This is a genomic window from Streptomyces sp. NPDC058145, from assembly GCF_042884245.1.
In the GTDB taxonomy this organism is placed as follows: Bacteria; Actinomycetota; Actinomycetes; order Streptomycetales; family Streptomycetaceae; genus Streptomyces.
The window spans coordinates 127,374-146,583 of record NZ_JBHVUH010000005.1; the positions used below are offsets into that span (position 1 = coordinate 127,374).

The 19,210-nt window shown below is 71.1% G+C and carries 17 protein-coding genes and 1 riboswitch; of the genes, 8 read left to right on the plus strand and 9 right to left on the minus strand.

Annotation, left to right across the window (positions count from 1 at the left end; genetic code table 11):
* Positions 1-5: 5 nt before the first annotated feature.
* The 3 genes from ACFVVO_RS13060 to ACFVVO_RS13070 all read right to left on the minus strand — a co-directional run bounded on the left by ACFVVO_RS13060 (position 6) and on the right by ACFVVO_RS13070 (position 3,533).
* The gene (locus ACFVVO_RS13060) at positions 6-1,595 is read right to left on the minus strand and encodes a M4 family metallopeptidase (protein ID WP_390054894.1); all 1,590 of its coding nucleotides are present in this window, start codon (positions 1,593-1,595) and stop codon (positions 6-8) included.
* 300 nt (positions 1,596-1,895) lie between these two features.
* Positions 1,896-2,840: a GNAT family N-acetyltransferase gene (locus ACFVVO_RS13065; RefSeq protein WP_390054345.1), complete on the minus strand. Its 945-nt coding sequence runs from the start codon at positions 2,838-2,840 to the stop codon at positions 1,896-1,898.
* Positions 2,841-2,957: 117 nt separating this feature from the next.
* Entirely contained in the window at positions 2,958-3,533 is a 576-nt protein-coding gene (locus tag ACFVVO_RS13070; protein ID WP_390054347.1) for a TerD family protein, read from the minus strand.
* 169 nt (positions 3,534-3,702) lie between these two features.
* Between ACFVVO_RS13070 and arfB the strand changes: the two genes are divergently transcribed.
* Positions 3,703-4,140, plus strand: a complete 438-nt coding sequence (arfB, locus tag ACFVVO_RS13075) for an alternative ribosome rescue aminoacyl-tRNA hydrolase ArfB (RefSeq protein WP_390054349.1) — start codon at positions 3,703-3,705, stop codon at positions 4,138-4,140.
* A 598-nt stretch (positions 4,141-4,738) separates the two neighbouring features.
* Here arfB and ACFVVO_RS13080 read toward each other — a convergent pair.
* Positions 4,739-5,311 carry a flavin reductase family protein gene (locus ACFVVO_RS13080; RefSeq protein ID WP_390054351.1) on the minus strand — a complete coding sequence of 191 codons (573 nt, stop codon included), beginning with the start codon at positions 5,309-5,311 and terminating at the stop codon, positions 4,739-4,741.
* A gap of 342 nt (positions 5,312-5,653) precedes the next feature.
* On the opposite strand from ACFVVO_RS13080, the gene cdgB reads away from it, so the two are divergent.
* Entirely contained in the window at positions 5,654-7,312 is a 1,659-nt protein-coding gene (cdgB, locus tag ACFVVO_RS13085; protein ID WP_390054353.1) for a diguanylate cyclase CdgB, read from the plus strand.
* Positions 7,313-7,430: 118 nt separating this feature from the next.
* The gene (locus ACFVVO_RS13090; protein WP_390054354.1) at positions 7,431-8,366 is read left to right on the plus strand and encodes a carbohydrate-binding protein; all 936 of its coding nucleotides are present in this window, start codon (positions 7,431-7,433) and stop codon (positions 8,364-8,366) included.
* A 486-nt stretch (positions 8,367-8,852) separates the two neighbouring features.
* Here ACFVVO_RS13090 and ACFVVO_RS13095 read toward each other — a convergent pair whose 3' ends face one another.
* The 3 genes from ACFVVO_RS13095 to ACFVVO_RS13105 all read right to left on the minus strand — a co-directional run bounded on the left by ACFVVO_RS13095 (position 8,853) and on the right by ACFVVO_RS13105 (position 12,065).
* Positions 8,853-9,824, minus strand: coding sequence for a 1-phosphofructokinase family hexose kinase (locus ACFVVO_RS13095; RefSeq protein ID WP_390054356.1), 972 nt, complete (start codon positions 9,822-9,824; stop codon positions 8,853-8,855).
* A gap of 118 nt (positions 9,825-9,942) precedes the next feature.
* Positions 9,943-11,112: an N-acetylglucosamine-6-phosphate deacetylase gene (gene nagA, locus ACFVVO_RS13100; RefSeq protein WP_390054358.1), complete on the minus strand. Its 1,170-nt coding sequence runs from the start codon at positions 11,110-11,112 to the stop codon at positions 9,943-9,945.
* Positions 11,112-12,065 (minus strand): ROK family protein, encoded by a 954-nt coding sequence (locus ACFVVO_RS13105; protein WP_390054360.1) that lies wholly within the window; start codon positions 12,063-12,065, stop codon positions 11,112-11,114. The genes nagA and ACFVVO_RS13105 overlap by 1 nt, the downstream gene beginning before the upstream one ends.
* 139 nt (positions 12,066-12,204) lie before the next feature.
* Here ACFVVO_RS13105 and ACFVVO_RS13110 point away from each other — a divergent pair, with 139 nt between their 5' ends.
* The 3 genes from ACFVVO_RS13110 (at position 12,205) to otsB (ending at position 14,611) form a co-directional block, all read left to right on the plus strand.
* The gene (locus ACFVVO_RS13110; protein WP_390054362.1) at positions 12,205-13,446 is read left to right on the plus strand and encodes an extracellular solute-binding protein; all 1,242 of its coding nucleotides are present in this window, start codon (positions 12,205-12,207) and stop codon (positions 13,444-13,446) included.
* A gap of 36 nt (positions 13,447-13,482) precedes the next feature.
* The gene (locus ACFVVO_RS13115) at positions 13,483-13,710 is read left to right on the plus strand and encodes a DUF3263 domain-containing protein (RefSeq protein ID WP_390054364.1); all 228 of its coding nucleotides are present in this window, start codon (positions 13,483-13,485) and stop codon (positions 13,708-13,710) included.
* A 67-nt stretch (positions 13,711-13,777) separates the two neighbouring features.
* Positions 13,778-14,611, plus strand: coding sequence for a trehalose-phosphatase (gene otsB, locus ACFVVO_RS13120; protein ID WP_390054366.1), 834 nt, complete (start codon positions 13,778-13,780; stop codon positions 14,609-14,611).
* An 18-nt stretch (positions 14,612-14,629) separates the two neighbouring features.
* Here the strand turns inward: otsB and ACFVVO_RS13125 are convergent, their stop codons facing one another.
* Both ACFVVO_RS13125 and ACFVVO_RS13130 read right to left on the minus strand, forming a co-directional pair.
* Entirely contained in the window at positions 14,630-16,048 is a 1,419-nt protein-coding gene (locus ACFVVO_RS13125; RefSeq protein ID WP_390054368.1) for a trehalose-6-phosphate synthase, read from the minus strand.
* A gap of 107 nt (positions 16,049-16,155) precedes the next feature.
* Positions 16,156-17,127, minus strand: a complete 972-nt coding sequence (locus ACFVVO_RS13130; RefSeq protein WP_390054370.1) for a glucosyl-3-phosphoglycerate synthase — start codon at positions 17,125-17,127, stop codon at positions 16,156-16,158.
* Between the two features lie 161 nt (positions 17,128-17,288).
* Positions 17,289-17,430, plus strand: a riboswitch (SAM riboswitch).
* A 17-nt stretch (positions 17,431-17,447) separates the two neighbouring features.
* On the opposite strand from ACFVVO_RS13130, the gene thrC reads away from it, so the two are divergent.
* The gene (gene thrC, locus ACFVVO_RS13135) at positions 17,448-18,731 is read left to right on the plus strand and encodes a threonine synthase (RefSeq protein WP_390054372.1); all 1,284 of its coding nucleotides are present in this window, start codon (positions 17,448-17,450) and stop codon (positions 18,729-18,731) included.
* The gene (locus ACFVVO_RS13140; RefSeq protein ID WP_390054374.1) at positions 18,728-19,003 is read left to right on the plus strand and encodes a MoaD/ThiS family protein; all 276 of its coding nucleotides are present in this window, start codon (positions 18,728-18,730) and stop codon (positions 19,001-19,003) included. The genes thrC and ACFVVO_RS13140 overlap by 4 nt, the downstream gene beginning before the upstream one ends.
* Positions 19,004-19,210: the final 207 nt, after the last annotated feature.

Consider the following 19,210-nt stretch of genomic DNA (forward strand, 5'->3'; position numbering starts at 1 on the left):
CGGGACTAGTTGACGTTGACCGCCTTCCAGGCCGCCGCCACCGCGTTGTACTCCGCGCTGCCCGAGCCGTACAGGGCGGCCGCGGCCTGCAGGGTGCCGGTGCGGGCGCCCGCGTAGGTGGTGGTCGAGGTGAAGTACGTGCTCAGGGCCTTGTACCAGATCTGGATCGCCTTGTCCCGGCCGATGCCGGTGACCGTGGAGCCGTCGTACGTCGGGGAGTTGTAGGACACCCCGTTGACCGTCTTCGCGCCGCTGCCCTCGGACAGCAGGTAGAAGAAGTGGTTGGCGACACCGGACGAGTAGTGCACGTCCAGGCGGCCGACGGACTTCGACCAGTAGTCGGCGGAGCCGCCGTCCTTGCTGGGCTTGTCCATGTAGCGCAGCGGGGTGCCGTTGCCGTTGATGTCGATCTTCTCGCCGATGAGGTAGTCACCGGTGTCGGAGGAGTTGTTCGCGAAGAACTCCACCGCGGTGCCGAAGATGTCGCTGGTGGCCTCGTTCAGACCGCCGGACTCGCCCCGGTAGTTGAGCTTCGCCGTGGCCGCGGTCAGACCGTGGCTCATCTCGTGGCCGGCCACGTCGAGCGAGGTCAGCGGGTCGGCGTTGTTGGTGCCGTCGCCGTACGTCATGCAGAAGCAGCTGTCGTCCCAGAAGGCGTTGACGTAGGCGTTGCCGTAGTGGACGCGGGAGTAGGCGGCCCTGCCGTCGCCCGCGATGCCGTTGCGGTTGAACGCGGACTTGTAGAAGTCCCAGGTGACGGCGGCGCCGTAGGCGGCGTCCACGGCGGCGGTCTGGCGGTTGGAGACGGTGCCGTTGCCCCAGACATCGTCGGCGTCGTGGAAGAGGGCGCCGGTGCCGCTGGTGCCGCCGTTCAGGTCGTAGGTCTTGTGGCCGCCGCGGCCGCCGTCGATCAGGTCGTAGCCGCCGGAGGCGGAGGCGGTGGTGCCGATGGTGACCGTGCCGCTGTACTGGCTGGTGCCCGTGCCGGTGTCGACCGCCTCGTAGGAGTAGATCTTCTTGCCGGTCCGCGCGTCGGTGACCACGTGCAGTTCGCTCGGGGTGCCGTCGTGCTGGACGCCCTTGACGACGGACTCGTAGGCGAGGACCGGCTTGGCGCCGGCCGCCCAGACCACCTTGCGGGAGGACGAAGCGGTGGCCTTGGCGGTGTCCGCGGCCTTGACGGCGGTCTTCTTCGCGCTCGTGGCGGAGACGGCGGCCGTGGTGGTCGGCACGGATATGCGGGCCTTGGCCGCCTTGCTGACGCCCTCGAGCGAGCCGTTCTTCGCCACATGGGTGACCAGGTCGCCGCCGAGCACGGGAAGACCCGCGTACGTCCGCTCGTAGCGGGTGTGGACGGTGCCGTTCGCGTCCTTGACCACGTCCCGGACGACCAGCTTCTCCTTGGCGCCCAGCCCGAGCTCGCGGGCCGCGGCACCGGCGTGCCGCTGGGCCGTCTCGATGGCGGCGGCGTGGGCCGGGGCGCTGAGGGGGACGGCTGTGGCACCGGGGGTGTGCGTGGGGGCGGCGGTGGCGGAACCGTTCTGCAGCGCGAGGACGACCATCGCCGCCGAGCCGGCCAGTGCGGCGGCGCGCATGGCGGTCCTGCGGGAGGAGCGGGGGTGCTGTGTCACTCGATCTCCTTATGGCTGGCCTCCGGTGGGGCCGGAGACACAGTTGGGGCACAGGGGACGTACAAGCTGCGGCGGGTGCGGAGAGAGTGACACTGGAAAGGCCCTGTTTGACAGAGCGCCGACAAGACTTTACGTGTTCGTATCCGAATTCCGTATCCCGGGAACCGCTATCCGGACGGGTGTCGAGTACTCAACTCGCCACTTGTCAAGCGGACTTGAGCCCTCTGGCGTCACACCTCGCGGGCCGGCCGGTCCACCGCGCCCTCAGCCCTCCCACTCGTCCAGCAGCCGGGCGAGGGCGGGCGGCCAGACCGGCTCCGGCTCCTCGGCCAGTTCCCGCCTGCTCCACCAGCGCCAGGTGAGGATGCCGTCGGCGGCGTGCGCGGCGGCCAGATCGGGGCCGGCCGGTTCGCGGTGCGGCCCGTGGGTGACGTAGACGTGCTCGTGCTGGTGGACGGGGACGCCCGTGTGCGTGAAGTCGTGTTCCCAGGTGCACAGCAGCGGGCCCGGGCGCAGGTCGGTCCAGCCGGTCTCCTCGGCCAGTTCCCGCAGGGCGCCCTCGCGCGGGGTCTCGCCCGGCTCCAGCCCGCCGCCGGGCAGCGCCCAGTGGACGCCGACCTCGACGTTGTCGTACCGGAAGAGCAGCACCGCGCCGTCGGGGTCCACGACGGCGACCCGGGCGGCCTGCCGGGGTGTCCGCAGCACCTTGCGCAGCACGGCGCAGGGGCGGCCGAGGGCGTGGTCGGGGCGGTGGTCGACGACCTCGTAGCCGAGGGCGGTCCAGAAGGCCAGCGCGCCGGGGTTGTTGTCGAGGACGGCGAGGCGCACGGCCCGGCGGCCGGCGGCCCGGAAGCGCTCCTCGACCGCCGCGGCGACCCGGCGGCCGTATCCCTTGCCCCGTTCGGCCGCGTTCACCATCAGCAGCCCGATCCACGGATCGGGGTCGGCCGGGTCGGGGTGGCGGGCCAGTGTGATCACGACCGCGACCAGGCGCCCCTCGGACCGGGCCAGCAGCACCTCGGCGTCCGGCTGGACCAGCTCGTCGGCCAGCGCCGCCGCCACCTGATCGCCCCGGATGTCGTCCGGGTCGGGGAAGTCGCCGCTGAGCGCGTGGAACGCACCGTTGGAGGCGTAGAGCGCCGTCAGTTCGGTGAGCAGCGGGGCCGGGAGGTCATGATCGGCGGTGAGGGCGAGGGGTTCGAGGATCACCCGGGCAACGTATCGCGCGGGGTGACGGCGCCTCCGCCGGATTTCCGGGTGTCCGTGGGCAGCGGCAGGAGAGCCCCCTGCCCGCAGGCCGGGGGCTTCCGCTCGACGCGGCGTGCGTCAGACGTTCACACCGAAGTCCTGGGCGATGCCCACCAGGCCCGAGGCGTAGCCCTGGCCCACCGCGCGGAACTTCCACTCCGCGCCGTTGCGGTACAGCTCGCCGAAGACCATGGCCGTCTCGGTGGCGGCGTCCTCGGAGAGGTCGTAGCGGGCGATCTCGGCGCCGCCGGCCTGGTTGATGATGCGGATGTAGGCGTTGCGGACCTGGCCGAAGTTCTGGCCGCGGTTCTCGGCGTCGTAGATGGAGACCGGGAAGACGATCTTGTCGACGTCGGCCGGGAGCGCCGCCAGGTTGACGTTGATCGCCTCGTCGTCGCCCGCGCCCTCACCGGTGCGGTTGTCACCGGTGTGGACGATGGAGCTGTCCGGCGTCTGCTTGTTGTTGAAGAAGACGAAGTGGGCGTCCGAGTAGACCTTGCCCTGCGTGTTGACCGCGATGGCGGAGGCGTCCAGGTCGAAGTCCGTGCCGGTGGTGGTGCGGACGTCCCAGCCGAGGCCCACGGTGACGGCGGTCAGGCCCGGAGCCTCCTTGGTGAGCGAGACGTTGCCACCCTTGGACAGGCTTACAGCCATGATTGGGAGTCCCTTCCCTAGATATTCGTGCGCATCTGCCGACGAAGCTACCGTCACCGGGGAGAACGTCGAGGGGGGTCCCGGTGGTTCCGGATCCCTTTACCTTTTTTACCCATGTGGCCGTCACCCGGCGAAAACCGGGTGACGTGGGACGGGTCGGGCCGGGAACATGGGAGGCATGTCCGGTCCCCATGTCATCCGCGGTTCGGTCTCGCTGCCCGAGGCCGAGCTGATGTGGCGTTTCTCGAGGTCCTCCGGGCCGGGCGGGCAACACGTCAACACCAGTGACTCGCAGGTCGAGCTGCGTTTCGACCTGGCGCGCACCGAGGCGCTGCCGCCGGTGTGGAAGGAGCGGGCGCTGCGCCGGCTGGCCGGGCGGCTGGTGGACGGGGTGGTCGTCGTACGGTCCTCCGAGCACCGCTCCCAGTGGCGCAACCGCGAGGCCGCCGCCGTACGCCTGGCCGCCCTCCTCGCCGAGGCCACCGCGCCCCCGCCCAAGCCCCGCCGCCCCACCCGCATCCCCCGCGGCATCAACGAGCGCCGGCTGCGCGAGAAGAAGCAGCGCTCGGACAGGAAGCGCGGCCGCTCCGGGCGGGACTGGACCTGAGAGCAGAACCTCATACGGCCAGGGTCCGCCGGGTAGGGGGTGGTGATCCGTGCAGGGGACGCTCGGGATACCTCCTGGCCCGCACCACGCGTATCAAGGTGATCAGGCACCACAGGAAGGCCGCGCCGGAGGTGAACAGGCTTGCTGTGATCGAGTTGGCATTGGGGGTCGCCGCCGCCGCGAACGCCACCAGGGTGTTGCTCTGACGGAGTCGTCGGAGCCGTCTGCCCGCGAACACGTGCAGTGGCTCGTTTCCCGTCGTGGTGGAAGCCGTCTTTGGGTGTATCCCGCCATCATCAACGTGCCTCCCCCGGGCCGTCGTGTTACTGGCGGCCTATGAGAACAATCCCGCAAATGAGCTCTGAGGTAGGGGAGTTGTGCGGATTCGCATATCCCGGATTCCGGAGTTCCGCTCTTCGGCTTCACGTATCTGTCATCGATTTCCCCCGCGGTCGCGACACGACGGAAGCGCAGCCCGGCCGATCGGTCACCGGGCAGTTCGGGGAAACGGGCAGTCGGCCGGTTGCTCCCGCGTAGCCGAGTCTCGGCACTCACCCGTTCGGCGTTCCGACGGTTGGAAGTGAATGTGGTCGGCGGGTCAGCCCAACTGCCGGTAGCGACCGCGGAAGTACATCAGTGGGCCGCCCTCCGCGCCCGGTGCCCGTGCGGTCAGTACCCGGCCGATGACGAGGGTGTGGTCGCCGGCCCTCACCCGCTGCTCGGTGCGGCACTCCAGGGTGGCCAGCGAGCCGCCGACCAGCGGGGCGCCGCTGACCTCACCGCGCACCCGCGGCAGGTCCTGGAAGAGCAGCCGGTCGCTGATGCGGCCCTTCATGGCGAAGCGCCCGGCGACGTGGCGCTGGCCCTCGGCGAGCACCGAGACCGCCCACAGCGGCTGTTCGTCGAGCAGGTCGTCCATGCGCGAGCCCTCGCGCAGGCTGACCATCACCAGCGGCGGGTCCAGCGAGACGGACATGAAGGCGGTGGCGGTCATGCCGACGTCCTCGCCGCCCGGCGCGTCCGGGTCGTCGGGGTCCAGCGGTGGTTCCTGCGCGGTCACCAGGACCACGCCCGCGGCCAGCCGGGACATGGCGGCCCGGAACTCGTCGTTGCTCACCCCCTCAGCATGCCCGGTGACTGCTGCGGCGGTGGGGGAGGAGGTGTTCAGCACGCCGTGAACGCTAATCTCCGCCCCGGACGGGCCGCATCGGGCCCTGGGCCGAGCCGGGTCCTAGGACCGGGGACCATGAGGTGACGGTTCGTGCATCATGTGCACACAACGACAAAGCTTGCGTTCAGTAAACGCACAAGGAAAACGCAGAAACTCCACTCAATTGTTCACGTTCCCCTGTGACTTGAGTCACAAGGGACAGATATTGTTGACCCTGTGTACCGAGTGGGCAGCGCGCTGTGATTCAGTGGCTGGAGACCACTGAGAGACGACGGGACGCACTGTAAGGAAGCGCCGACGACAACCCTTGATTCGCTGCGAGGTCTCGGGGGGAGGGCGAGCATGGAGACCGAGTCGGAGCCGTATGTCCGCCTTGCGTCCCTGCGACAGCTGCACCAGGTCATGGCCGACATGAACACGGCACGCAGCCTGGCGGACACACTGCAGACGGTCGCCGACGGCGCGGTCAGCGCTCTCGGGTACGAGCTGGCGTGCGTGAACCTCGTGCGCCCCGACGGGGATCTCGTCATCGCCGCCTTCTCCGGCAACTCCGCCGCCGAGGCCCTGATCACCGGCCGGGTCGGCTCCCGCGACTCCTGGGAGCGGCGGCTGGGCATGGGCGAACAGTGGGGCGACCTCGTGTTCATACCCCACACCGAGGGCTGGGTGCTGGACGACGACGACGTCCCGCAGTGGTACACCGACGGTCCCGCCCCGCGCTTCGAGGACGAGTGGCACCCTTCTGACCGCCTCTTCGCCCCGATGTACGCGCCCGGGGCGCAGGGCGGCGGCTCCTCCGGCGAGCTGCTCGGCGTCATATCCGTCGACCGGCCGCGCAACGGCCGTCACCCCGGCGCCTGGGGCCGCGAGGCCCTGCAGATGTACGCCTTCCAGGCCGCCATCGCGATCAGCAACGCGCGTCTGCGTTCCAACATGCAGCGCGCCCTGGTCCGCCTCGAGCGCGAGCAGCAGGCGCTCAGGGCCAGCGAGGAGAGCTTCCGGCAGGCCTTCGAGTACGCGCCCTCCGGCATGGCGATCGCCGAGATGGGCGGCGATCAGCACGGCCGCATCCTGCGCACCAACGACGCCCTGTGCCGGCTGCTCGGCCGTCCCGCCTCCGCGATGCGCCGCTACTCCTTCTCCGACCTGGTCCACCCCGAGGACATCGGCACGCTGCTCCGGACGTCCGCCGAGGGCGGCCGGGCCGAGCTCCGCCTGGGCCGCCGCGACGGCAGCTACGTCTGGGTGAGCCTGCGCAACAGCGTGGTCGCCGACGCCGCCGACGGGCCCCGCTTCCTGCTGACCCACGTCGAGGACATCGAGGAGCGCAAGCGCCGCGAGCTGCAGCTCGCCCACCGCGCCTCCCACGACTCCCTCACCGGGCTGCCGAACTCCGCCGAGCTGCGTTCCCGGCTCTCCGCGCGCCTGTGCCACCGCCCGTCCCACGCCGGCGCCCTGGAGTCCCTGGACGCGGCCTACGGCCACCCCGCCTTCGACGCCCCGCCCGGGCACGGCTTCGACTTCGCCCAGGGTGTGGAGGCGTTCGACGGCTACGACCACCACGTCCACACCGTCGCCCCCGAGGACGGCCACGACGACGGCGCCAAGGGCCTCGCGGTCCTCTTCTGCGATCTGGACGGCTTCAAGTCGATCAACGACAGGTTCGGCCACAACGCGGGCGACACGGTGCTCATCGAGGTCGCCCGGCGGCTGACCCGCGGGGTGCGCGACGGCGACACGGTCGCCCGGCTCGGCGGCGACGAGTTCGTGATCCTCGCCGACGGCCTCGGCAAGGCCGACGCCCAGGACCTCGCCGTACGCCTGCGCAACGAGATCATCCAGCCCATCCGCGCCGAGGACCGGGCCGTCCGGGTGGGCGCGAGCTTCGGCATCGGCTGGGCGCACTGCGGCATGACGGCGGACGAAGTGTTGAAGTCCGCCGACGAACGGATGTACGTAGAGAAACGATCTCGTCCCAAACAGCACCGGCGTGCGGGATGAATCGCAGGTCAGCGAGCTGATGCGATACGAGTCACCCGTTTGGCTCAGTCGGAGCGGGTAGGCTCGCCATTCCACACCCGTATCGCAATCACCCGCACCTGTTGAGGAGTACCAAGGGATGACGCCCGGCGACAACGGCGCGAGCACGCCCGAGGACGACGACCCGTTCGGCTACCTGTACGCCGACGGCCAGGCCCGAGGAGCCCAGCCGCCGTCGGGTGGTGGCTACGGCTATCCGAACTCGGTCAGCAGAGTGCGTGCGGTCGGCGAGCGCCAGTACGCCCAGCCGCAGGCGCCCTATGGCCAGCAGCAGTCCACGGTCCCGCAGCAGGGTGCCTACGGGCAGCCGAACGCCCACTACCAGGCCCCGGAGACGCTGCCCGGCGGCGCATCGACGGGCAGGCAGTCCATGCCGCCCGCCGGCGGTGGCGGCGGGCGCCGCGGCCCGAACACCAAGGGCCTGCTGATCGGCGCGATCGCGGTGGTCGCCGCCGTCGTCATCGGTATCGGTGTGGCGATGATCAACGGCAACACGGACGACAAGTCCGGCAACCAGGCGGACGCCTCCCCGGCCCAGTCCCAGAGCGGCAAGCCCAGCCCGTCGAACAGCGCCTCGGCACCGTCCGGCGAACTCCCGAAGACGGACGCCTCCGCCCTCCAGTTGGTCGGCGGCGCGACCAAGGCGACGGACCTACCGGGCGCGCGGGCGGCTGGTGGCACCTATGTGGGCGGTCTGAGCACAGTGGGCGCTTCGGTGACCTGGACCGTGGACATTCCCGAGGATGGCGCGTACACCCTCCTCGCGCGGTACAACAACCCTGGTGAGGACCAGTCGATGACCCTCACCGTCAATGGTCAGAAGTACGGTAGCGGGTTCAACTTTGCCAACTTCACGCATCAGTCCAACCCGAAGCTCGCCTGGACGGAGAGCTTCGCCTACCCGACCCTGAACAAGGGATCCAACTCGATCTCGCTCTCCTGCGTGCCCGGCGACAAGTGCGACGTCCTCCTGGACCAGCTCTGGCTGAAGAAGGGCAAGGTGGGACGGAACTGAGGCGTGCTGGCTTCACCCTTGACGTGGAGCCACGCGGTTGAATCGGGCCGCCGGAGAAGCAGGGTCCGGCGGCCATTGGGTTATGACTAAGCTATGCGCCCGACATCGACGCACATGGCGGCCACCCACCCTGTTTTCTGAGCCCACCGCACCTTGAACCAGTCGTTGTCGTGCGGGCCCCCGGACCAGCAGGTGTACGAGCCTCCGTTGTTCTCGCGAGTGCAGGGGGCGTCAGTGGTGGTGCACGGAACATTCACGCGCGGATCGCTGATCACGGCTATCACCGATGCTGAAGTGCTCGGCTTGGTGCGAATGGTGAAGGAGTGACCCTGCTTCATCGAGACACCTCCTTGATCTGCGGATGCAGGAGTGCCCAGCGAGACCACGAGTCCCAGTGAGGCCACGCAAAGCGGCATGAGTCGCTTTACGGTTGTCAGGTTGAGCATGCGTTCCCCCAGCGAGTTATGGATCTTGGTCGCTGGCAGCCTACCTTCGGCGGACTGACTCCGGTGAGTGGCTTCGCGCCAAGTTAGGCTGCGTCGACCACTCGGTCACTGCCACCCGCCCCCGCAGCTTCTCGTACGCCTCCCTATCGAACTCGCCCGCCCCGGGCGCCCGTACCGTCGCCGCCGACAGGGCCGCCGCGCGGGCCAGGCGGTCCGGCCAGGGGAGTCGCTCCACGAGCCCCGACAGCAGGGCCGCCACCGCCGAGTCGCCCGCGCCCGTCGGGTTGCCGTGGACGCGGGCGGGCGGGACCGCGCGCCAGCGGCCCTCGGGGGTGGCCGCGAGCAGGCCCTCCGGGCCGAGGGAGGCGACCACCGCGTGGGCGCCGCGCCTGCGGGCGTCCTGGGTGGCGCGCAACGGCTCGTGGGAGCCGGTGAGTTCGGCCAGTTCCTCGGAGTTCGGCTTGATGATGTCGGGGCGGGCCGCCACCCCGCGGCGCAGCGGCTCCCCGCCGGCGTCCAGCAGCACGGGGACACCGTGGGCGCGGGCCGCGCGTATCAGCCCCGCGTACGCGCCCACCGGCACGCCCGGCGGAAGGCTGCCGGAGAGGGCCACCGCCGTGGCCCGGCAGAGCAGTTCCGCGTACCGGTCCTGGAAGGCGCCCCACTCGGCCGGGGCTATCTGCGGGCCCGGCTCGTTGAGCTGGGTGGTGTCGCCGGTCCGCTCGTCCACGACGGCGACCGTGCGCCGGGTGGCCCCGCCGATCGGCACCAGCGCGTCCGTCACCCGGGGTGTGTCCGCGAGGTGTTCGCGCAGCACCCGGCCGGTGGCGCCGCCCGCGAAGCCGGTGGCCGTCACCTCGTGGCCGAGGGCGGCCAGGACCCGGGCCACGTTCACGCCCTTGCCGCCGGGCCGTTCGAGGACCTGGGAGACCCGGTGCGAGGTGTGCGGCCGCAGGGACCGTACGCGGTAGGTGATGTCGAGAGCGGTGTTCAGCGTGACCGTGAGGATCACCAGGTCCGACCTCCCTCGAAGTCCGTCGCGCCATCGGTTTGCGGGGACCCGATCATGCCAAAGAGACGGCGGCCGGCCCAGTCTCGGGTCGGTCGCCGTCTCTCGACGCCGGGACGGATCAGGGCAGTTGGGGCGTGACGACCCATTCCCCCTGGCGCAGCACGCCCTTGAGGTCGAAGTCCGCGTCCAGCAGCACCAGGTCGGCGTTCTTGCCGGGCTCCAGAGAGCCGATGCGGTCGGACAGGCCCAGCAGCCGGGCCGGGGTGACGGACAGGGCGGTGACGGCGTCCCGCACCGGCAGCCCGTCGACCGTCACCGCCCGCTTGAACGCGCGGTCCAGGGTCAGCGTGGAGCCGGCGATCGAACCGCCGTGCACCAGCCGGGCCACGCCCTCGCTGACCTCGACCTCCAGCGGGCCGAGCATGTAGCGGCCGTCGCCGATGCCGGCCGCGTCCATCGCGTCGGTGATGAACGCCACCCGGTCGGCGCCCGCGTGATGGAACGCCAGCTTCAGCGCGGCGGGGTGCAGATGGGTGCCGTCGTTGATCAGTTCGACGGTGACCCGCTCGTCCTCCAGCAGGGCGGCGATCGGGCCGGGGGAGCGGTGGCCCAGGGTGGGCATGGCGTTGAAGAGGTGGGTGGCGACCGTGGCGCCCGCGTCGATGGCCGCGACGGTCTGCTCGTAGGTGGCGTCCGTGTGCCCGACCGCCGCGATCACCCCGTGCTCGGCGAGCAGCCGTACCGAGTCGATGCCGCCCGGCAGCTCCGTCGCCAGCGTGACCATCCTCGCCCGGCCGCGCCCGGCGTCGATCAGCTTGCGCACCTCGGCCGGCTCCGGGTCGCGCAGCAGTTCCTCGGAGTGCGCGCCCTTGCGGCACGGCGAGATGAACGGCCCCTCGAAGTGGATGCCCGCGATGTCACCCTGCTCGGCCAGCTCGCTCAGCAGCCCGGCCTGCCGGACCAGCAGGTCCATCTCGTCGGTGACGGTGGAGGCGACCAGCGTGGTGGTGCCGTGCCGCCGGTGGGTGCGGACGGCGGTGAGGATCTCCTCGGCCGTGCCGGAGAATGACGCCCCGCCGCCGCCGTGGTTGTGGATGTCCACGAAGCCCGGGACCAGCCAGTGACCGCTCACGTCGATCACCTCGGCACCGGCCGGGGCCGTGGTGCCCCCGGTGTCCGGCGCGCCGGCCGCGGTGATCCTCGTGCCCTCCACGGTCACGTGCCCGTCGTCCACCACCCCGGTGGGCAGCACCACCCGAGCACCTGCGAGTACCAAGCTGGGAGCCATCAGGCGGTTACCTCCGAGGGGTCGGTCGTGGGGTCGGTGGAGTCGAGGAGATCCCGGGCGAGAAGTCCCGCGCCCAGGCAGCCGGCGGTGTCGCCGAGGGCGGCGGGGACGATGGACGGCAGCTTCTGGAAGGTGACCCGGCGCCGGACGGCGTCCCGCAGCGGCTGGAACAACACTTCCCCCGCCTCGGCCAGACCGCCACCGATGATCAGCGTGCGCGGGTCCAGCAGGGTGAGCGCGGTGACCAGCCCGTCGGCCAGCGCGTCCACCGCCTCCTGCCACACCCGGACGGCGTTCGGGTCACCGGACGCGACGGCCTTGGCGCAGTCGGCCGCGTCCGCCTCCGGGTCCCCGCAGGCCGCGGCCCACGCCTCGCTGACGGCGGACGCGGAGGCGTACCGCTCCAGGCACCCGTGCTGCCCGCAGGGACACGGGGTGCCCCCGGGCCGTACGACGATGTGCCCGATCTCGCCGGCGAAGCCGTGCGCGCCCGCCTCCACCCGGCCGTCCACGCCGATGGCGCCGGCGATCCCGGTGCCCAGCGGCACGAACAGGAACCGGTCGGCGCCCTTGCCCGCGCCGATCCGTCCCTCGGCGAGCCCGCCGGTGCGCACGTCGTGGCCGAGCGCCACGGGGACGCCGAGCCGCTCGGCGAGCAGGGCGCGCAGCGGGACGTCCCGCCAGCCGAGGTTGGCGGCGTACACGGCGATTCCGTGCTCGTCGTCGACGATGCCAGGGACCGCGATGCCGGCCGCCGCGGCCGGCTCGCCGTAGGTCTCGACGCCGTACGCGCGCAGTTCGGCGGCGAAGTCGAGGATCGTCTCGACCACCGCGTCCGGCCCGCGCTCGCGTCCCGTCGCCCGGCGGGCGCGGTGCAGCAGCTCGCCGTCGTCTCCGACGAGGGCGGCCTTCATCCCGGTACCGCCCACGTCCAGGGCGATGACATGTCTCACGGGGGACAGTGTGGCCCCCTGACCCGCAAGAGGTCTAGTCCACTCACGTGGTGTAGACCTTATGCGTCCACATATTGAACGGTCAGACAGCAGGGTTGGGGCTTTGAGGGTGCGTCGGCGTACGGCAGGAACGATCGCGGTGGTGTCCGCACTGGGCATGACGGCGGTTCTCGGCGGCTGCGGGAGCACGGACTCCTCCGACGTGACCCTCAGACTCGTCGCGGCCGACTACGGCGACTCGACGGCGAACGGCTCCAAGAAGTACTGGGACGAGCTGGCCAAGGAGTACGAGGCCGAGCACGGAGTGAAGGTCGAGGTCAGCGTCTACTCCTGGAACGACGTCGACCGCAAGGTCAAGGAGATGGTCGACGCCGGGCACGCCCCCGACCTGGCCCAGATCGGCGCCTACGCCGACTACGCGGCCGCGGGCAAGCTGTACCAGGCCTCCGACCTGCTCTCCATCCGCACCCAGGCCGACTTCCTCGCCCCGCTCTCCGACGCCGGCCAGTGGAAACACGTGCAGTACGGCATCCCCTTCGCGGCCTCCACCCGGGTGCTCTTCTACAACAAGACCCTGTTCAGCCAGGCCGGCATCACCCCGCCCACCACCTGGGACGAGCTGGCGGCCGACGCCCGCGCGCTCAAGGACAAGGGCGTGAAGTACCCCTACGCGCTGCCGCTCGGCCCCGAGGAGGCCCAGGCCGAGACCATGCAGTGGCTGCTGGGCGGCGGCGACGGCTACACCGACGACATCGGTGCCTACAGCATCGACTCCGCGAAGAACATCGAGACCTTCACCTGGCTCAAGGACGACCTGGTCGGCAAGGGCCTGACCGGCCCGGTCGCCCCCGGCAGGCTGGACCGCGCGGACGCCTTCACCGCCTTCGCCGACGGCCAGGTCGGCATGCTCAACGGCCACCCCACACTGATCCAGCAGGCGGCCAAGAAGGGCGTCAAGTTCGGCACGGTCCCGATGCCGGGCCGCACCGGCCGGGCCAAGGCCTCCATGGGCGTCGCCGACTGGATGATGGGCTTCAAGCAGAACGGGCACGCCCCCGAGATCGGCGACTTCCTCGACTTCGTCTACGAGAAGAAGAACGTCCTCTCCTTCTCCCGCGAGTACGGGCTGCTGCCGGTCACCGACTCCGCGTCCAGCGCCATGTCCGACTCGGACGCGGCCGGCGACAAGGTCCTGCGCCCCTTCCTCGACGAACTTCCGCTCTCCCAGCTCTACCCGGTCGGCAAGACCTCGTGGGCCTCGGTCAGCGCGGCCGTGAAGAAGAACATCGGCCAGGCGGTCACCCCCGGCGGCAGCCCCGCCGACGTGCTGTCCCGGCTGCAGTCGACGGCGTCGGCGGCGGACAGCGCCGACGTGAACTGAGACCGGCTGTCGGTGACAGGCTCTAGGGTTGCCCCCATGGAGGAACTGGGCAGCCGCGAACAGGCCGTCCTCGCGCTGGAACGCCGGGGCTTCGCCGGCCCCGGCGCGAAGGAACGGGCCATCCGCGAGGAGCTGGGCCTCGCCCCGGTGCGCTACTACCAGCTCCTCAACGCCCTCCTGGACGACGCGCGGGCGCTCGCCCTGGACCCGGTCACGGTCAACCGCCTGCGCCGGGTACGGGAGGCCCGCCGCGCGGAGCGCTGAAGGCGCGACGCGGACCGGGGGAAACGCTCCAGGAGTGACCCGGGCCCGCGCCGGATACTGTCCCTGTATGGACCTCCTGCCGACCCCGGCGACCCAGGCCGGCCGCGACGGACTGCACGTGCTGCTGGCCAAGCCCCGCGCGGCGGTGATCGGCCTCGATTTCGACGGCACCCTCGCCCCGATCGTCCCCGACCCCGAGCAGGCCCGCGCCCACCCCGACGCCGTTCCCGCGCTCGCCGCGCTCGCCCCCGAGGTGGCCTCCGTCGCCGTGGTCACCGGGCGGCCCGCCGAGGTCGCGGTGCGGTACGGCGGCTTCGCGGACGTGCCCGGGCTTGCGCACCTCACCGTCCTCGGCCACTACGGCGCCGAGCGCTGGGACGCCGCGACCGGCGAGGTCACCGCGCCCCCGCCGCACCCCGGTGTGGCCGCGGTCCGCGCCGAACTGCCCGGGCTGCTGGAGCGCGTCGGCGCCGGGCACGGCACCTGGACCGAGGACAAGGGCCGGGCCGTCGCCGTGCACACCCGCCGCGCCGACGACCCCCAGGCCGCCTTCGAGGCCCTGCGCGGGCCCCTCACCGAACTCGCCGCCCGGCACGGCCTGATCGTCGAACCCGGCCGGCTGGTCCTGGAACTGCGCCCGCCCGGCATGGACAAGGGCGTCGCCCTCCTCGACCACGTCCGCCGCACCGCCGCCGGGTCCGTCCTCTACGCGGGTGACGACCTGGGCGACCTGCCCGCCTTCGCGGCCGTCGAGGAACTCCGCTCCGAGGGCATCCCCGGCCTGCTGGTCTGCAGCGGCAGCACCGAGGTCACGGAACTGGCCGAACGGGCGGACCTGGTGGTCGACGGCCCGGAGGGCGTCGTCGCGCTCCTGCGCGCGCTGGCGGCGCGCCTCGGCTGACGCGGCGCCGCCGGCCCCTCAGCCGGTCAGCGCGCCCAGCTGGTCCAGGAACCACTGCGCCGGCGGCAACGCGGTGGCGGCGGCGGCCAGCCGCTTGGACCGCTCCGCCCGCTCGCCCTGGGGCAGGCTCAGCGCGGCGTGCAACGCGTCCGCCGTCCCCACCACGTCGTACGGATTGACGACGATCGCGTCCTCACCCAGCTCCTCGTACGCCCCGGCCTCCCGCGACAGCACCAGCGCGCACCCCTCGTCGGAGACGACCGGCACCTCCTTGGCGACCAGGTTCATGCCGTCCCGGATCGGGTTGACCAGGGCCACGTCCGCGAGCCGGTAGGCGGCCAGGGAGCGGGCGAAGTCGTCCTTGACGTGCAGCACCACCGGCGTCCAGCCGGGCGTCCCGTAATGGGAGTTGATCTCGTCCGCGACCCGCCGCACCTCGGCCGTGTAGTCGCGGTAGACCGCGAGGTCCTGCCGCGAGGGGTAGGCGAACGCGATGTGCACCACCCGCTCGCGCCACTCGGGGTGGTCCTCCAGCAACTGCCGGTACGCCAGCAGTCCGCGCACGATGTTCTTGGACAGCTCGGTGCGGTCCACCCGGACGACGGTCCGGCGCCCCTCGCCGATCTCCGCGCGCAGGGCCGCCATCCGCTCGTCCACGTCCGGCCGGTGCGCCCGCTCGCGCAGGAAGTCCGCGTCCGCGCCGAGCCCGTGCACCCCGATCCTGGTCCCGGACGGGATGCCGGGGCCGAGCACCGCGTGGCAGCAGTCCGTGAACGCGTCCGCCCAGCGCTTGGTCAGGAACGCCGCCCGGTCCGCGCCGAGGATGCCGGTCAGCAGCTCGGCGGCGATGTCGTCGGGCAGCAGCCGGAAGTAGTCCGGCGGGGCCCACGGAGTGTGCGAGAAGTGGCCGATGCGCAGGTCGGGACGGAGCTGCCGGAGCATCCGCGGGGCGAGGGCCAGGTGGTAGTCCTGGATGAGCACCGCGGCTCCCTCGGCCGCCTCCTGCGCCAGCGCCTCGGCGAACGCCCGGTTGTACGCCTGGTACGAGGCCCACTGGCGACGGAACTCCGCGTCGAGGATCGGCTCCAGCGGGGTCTGGTACAGCATGTGGTGGACGAACCAGAGCACCGAGTTGGCGATGCCGTTGTAGGCGTCGGCGAACACGGTCGCGTCGATGTCGAGCATCCGCACCCGTTGCCCGCCGGTGTCCTCGGCCGGCAGCAGACCGCCGCCCGCCCGCCGTACCGCCTCCCGGTCGCCGTCGCCGAGCGCGGCGCAGACCCACACGGCGTCGGTGTCCGGCCCGATGGCCGACAACCCCGAGACCAGCCCGCCCCCGCCCCGTTTGGCGCTCAGCGAGCCGTCCTCGAGCACCGCGTACGAAACCGGGCCGCGGTTGGACGCGACCAGCACCTCAGCACCCTGCGTGGAAGCCATGATTCTCAACCTAGCCCGGCCCGGAAACGCTCAAACGTGCGCTCCGCCCCGGAAGAGGGCTGTATACGGCCGTTCTTCCTCGTTCACCGCACAGCTCACCGGGCCGCTCAGGCCACCTTGCGGTGCGCGTACTCCGCGATCTCCACCATCGGCGGCCGCTCCTCGGTGTCCACCGAGTAGGTGCGCGGCTCGAACCCGTCCTCGCCCCGCTCGAACTGGGTGAGCGAGGGCCGTACGAGGTGGCCGCGGGCCAGCCGGAGCTGGGCGGTGCGGTAGATCGCCGCCGCCATCCGGCCCAGCGCCTGCCCGTCCTGGTGCCGGTGCCTGCGCACCCCCACGTCCACCTGGGCCAGCGCGTCCAGGCCCACCAGGTGCAGCGCGTCCACCAGCATCCCCAGCTCCACGCCGTAGCCCACCGGGAACGGAAGCTGCTCCAGCAGCGAGCGGCGGGCCGCGTACTCCCCGCCCAGCGGCTGCACGAAGCCGGCGAGCTGCGGCCAGTGCATGTTCAGCAGCGGGCGGGCCATCAACTCGGTGACCCGGCCGCCCTGTCCGGCGGCGGTCGTGCCGGAGGCGCGCCCGTCGGGCACGGTGAGCGGGCGGTCGTACATCGCCTTGACCAGGTCGACGTCCGGGTCGGTGAGCAGCGGGCCGACGATGCCGAGGACGAAGTCGGAGGAGAACTCCCTCAGGTCGGCGTCGATGAAGCAGACGATGTCCCCGCTCGTCACCAGCAGCGAGCGCCACAGCACCTCGCCCTTGCCGGGGACCGCCGGTATGCGCGGCAGGACGCTGTCGCGGTGCACCACCCGGGCACCGGCCGCGGCGGCGACCTCCGCGGTGCGGTCGGTGGAGCCGGAGTCGACGACGACGATCTCGTCGACCAGCGGAGCCTGCCGCATGAGGTCGTGACGGATGACGGTGACGATCTCGCCGACCGTCTCCTCCTCGTTGAGCGCGGGCAGGACGACGGAGACGGACTGCCCGGTGCGCTGCTTGGCGGCCAGGACTCCGTGCAGCGGGCGGTCGGCCACGGACCAGGAGCGGGTGGCCAGCCAGCGCTCGACTTCTTCCAGCACGGTCTGCGGCTCCTCACTGTCGTGATCACATTTGGTGCGTGGGGGTGATGCATCTCGCGGTTCGGACGACTATCTCAACTGTCCCGGCCTTCGGTTACAGTCTTGAACAACGCCGATGACCATCGCATGTCGGGGGTCGCCCGGCGTTCACAACTGCATACCGCTCATCCAGAGGGGCAGAGGGACACGGCCCGATGAAGCCCCGGCAACCCCCCTGAGCCGCACTCGTTTCGCGCGAGGCTCCCGGCCAGGGAAGGTGCCAAATCCGTCTCACGGCGAGATGCGTCGTGAGGAAGATGAGGAGAAAGGGCCTCGCCTCCATGGCTGTGCAGACAGTTGCAAGCACCAGTAATCCCGCCGTCGATCTCGGCCCCGCCGCTGCCCTGAGCTGTCGCGAGTGTGGCCACCGGGTACCCCTCGGACCGGTCTTCGCGTGCGAGGAGTGTTTCGGCCCGCTGGAGATCGCCTACGACTTCTCCGCCTACGACACCGAAGAGCTGCGCCGGCGCATCGAGGCGGGCCCCGCGAACATCTGGCGCTACGCGCCCCTGCTGCCCGTCCCCGCCGACGTGGCCGAGAAGCCGAACCTCAACCCCGGCTGGACCAAGCTCGTCAAGGCCGACAACCTGGCCCACGAGCTGGGCGTCACCGGCGGGCTGTACGTGAAGGACGACTCAGGCAACCCGACGCACTCCTTCAAGGACCGCGTCGTCGCCCAGGCCCTGGAGGCCGCGCGCGCCTTCGGCTTCACCACCCTGTCCTGCTCCTCCACCGGCAACCTCGCCGGTGCCGTCGGCGCCGCCGCCGCCCGGGCCGGCCTCCGCTCCTGCGTGTTCATCCCGCACGACCTGGAGCAGGGCAAGGTCGTCATGGCCGCGGTCTACGGCGGCGAACTCGTCGGCATCGAGGGCAACTACGACGACGTGAACCGTTTCTGCTCCGAGCTGATCGGCGACCCGGCCGGCGAGGGCTGGGGCTTCGTCAACGTCAACCTGCGGCCGTACTACGCCGAGGGCTCCAAGACGCTGGCGTACGAGATCTGCGAGCAGCTCGGCTGGCGGCTGCCGGACCAGATCGTGGTCCCGATCGCCTCCGGCTCCCAGCTCACGAAGATCGACAAGGGCCTGCAGGAGCTGATCAGGCTCGGCCTGGTCGAGGACAGGCCGTACAAGATCTTCGGCGCCCAGGCCGAGGGCTGCTCGCCGGTGTCGACCGCGTACAAGGCGGGCCACGACGTCGTACGGCCGCAGAAGCCGAACACCATCGCCAAGTCCCTCGCCATCGGCAACCCGGCCGACGGGCCGTACGTCCTGGACATCGCGCGCCGCACCGGCGGAGCGGTGGAGGACGTGACGGACGAGGAGGTCGTGGACGCGATCAAGCTGCTGGCCCGGACCGAGGGCATCTTCGCGGAGACGGCGGGCGGGGTGACCGTCGGCGTCACCCGCAAGCTGCTCAAGGAGGGCGTGCTGGACCCGGCGAAGACCACGGTCGTCCTCAACACCGGCGACGGCCTCAAGACCCTCGACGCGGTGGCCGGCACCGGCCTCACCGCCACCATCCGCCCGAACCTGGGCTCCTTCCGAGAGGCTGGCCTCGCATGAGCGTGACCGTTCGCATCCCCACCATCCTGCGCACCTACACCGGCGGGCAGGCCGAGGTCGCCGCCGACGGCGCGAACCTCGCCGAGGTCATCGAGAGCCTGGAGAAGAACCACACCGGGATCGCCGCGCGGGTGCTGGACGACCAGGGCAAGCTGCGCCGCTTCGTCAACGTGTACGTCAACGACGACGATGTCCGTTTCGAGCAGGGCCTGGAGACCGCGACTCCGGACGGCGCCGGTGTCTCCATCATTCCGGCCGTCGCCGGCGGCTGACAGAATGACCGATCATTACCTTCGGTAACGTCGGTTACCGATTGTTCATTGAATGGCCTCCCCCGCGAGAGAAACGGAGGGGGCCATTCTGTGTGATTGAGCGCGGTAGAGTTGGGGAACACGCTCCCGGACCGTGGGTCAGGAGCCTTGGATTCACCGCGGTGCACCCGACAAGAAATAGCCAAAGTGCGGGTACTTTCCGCGGCT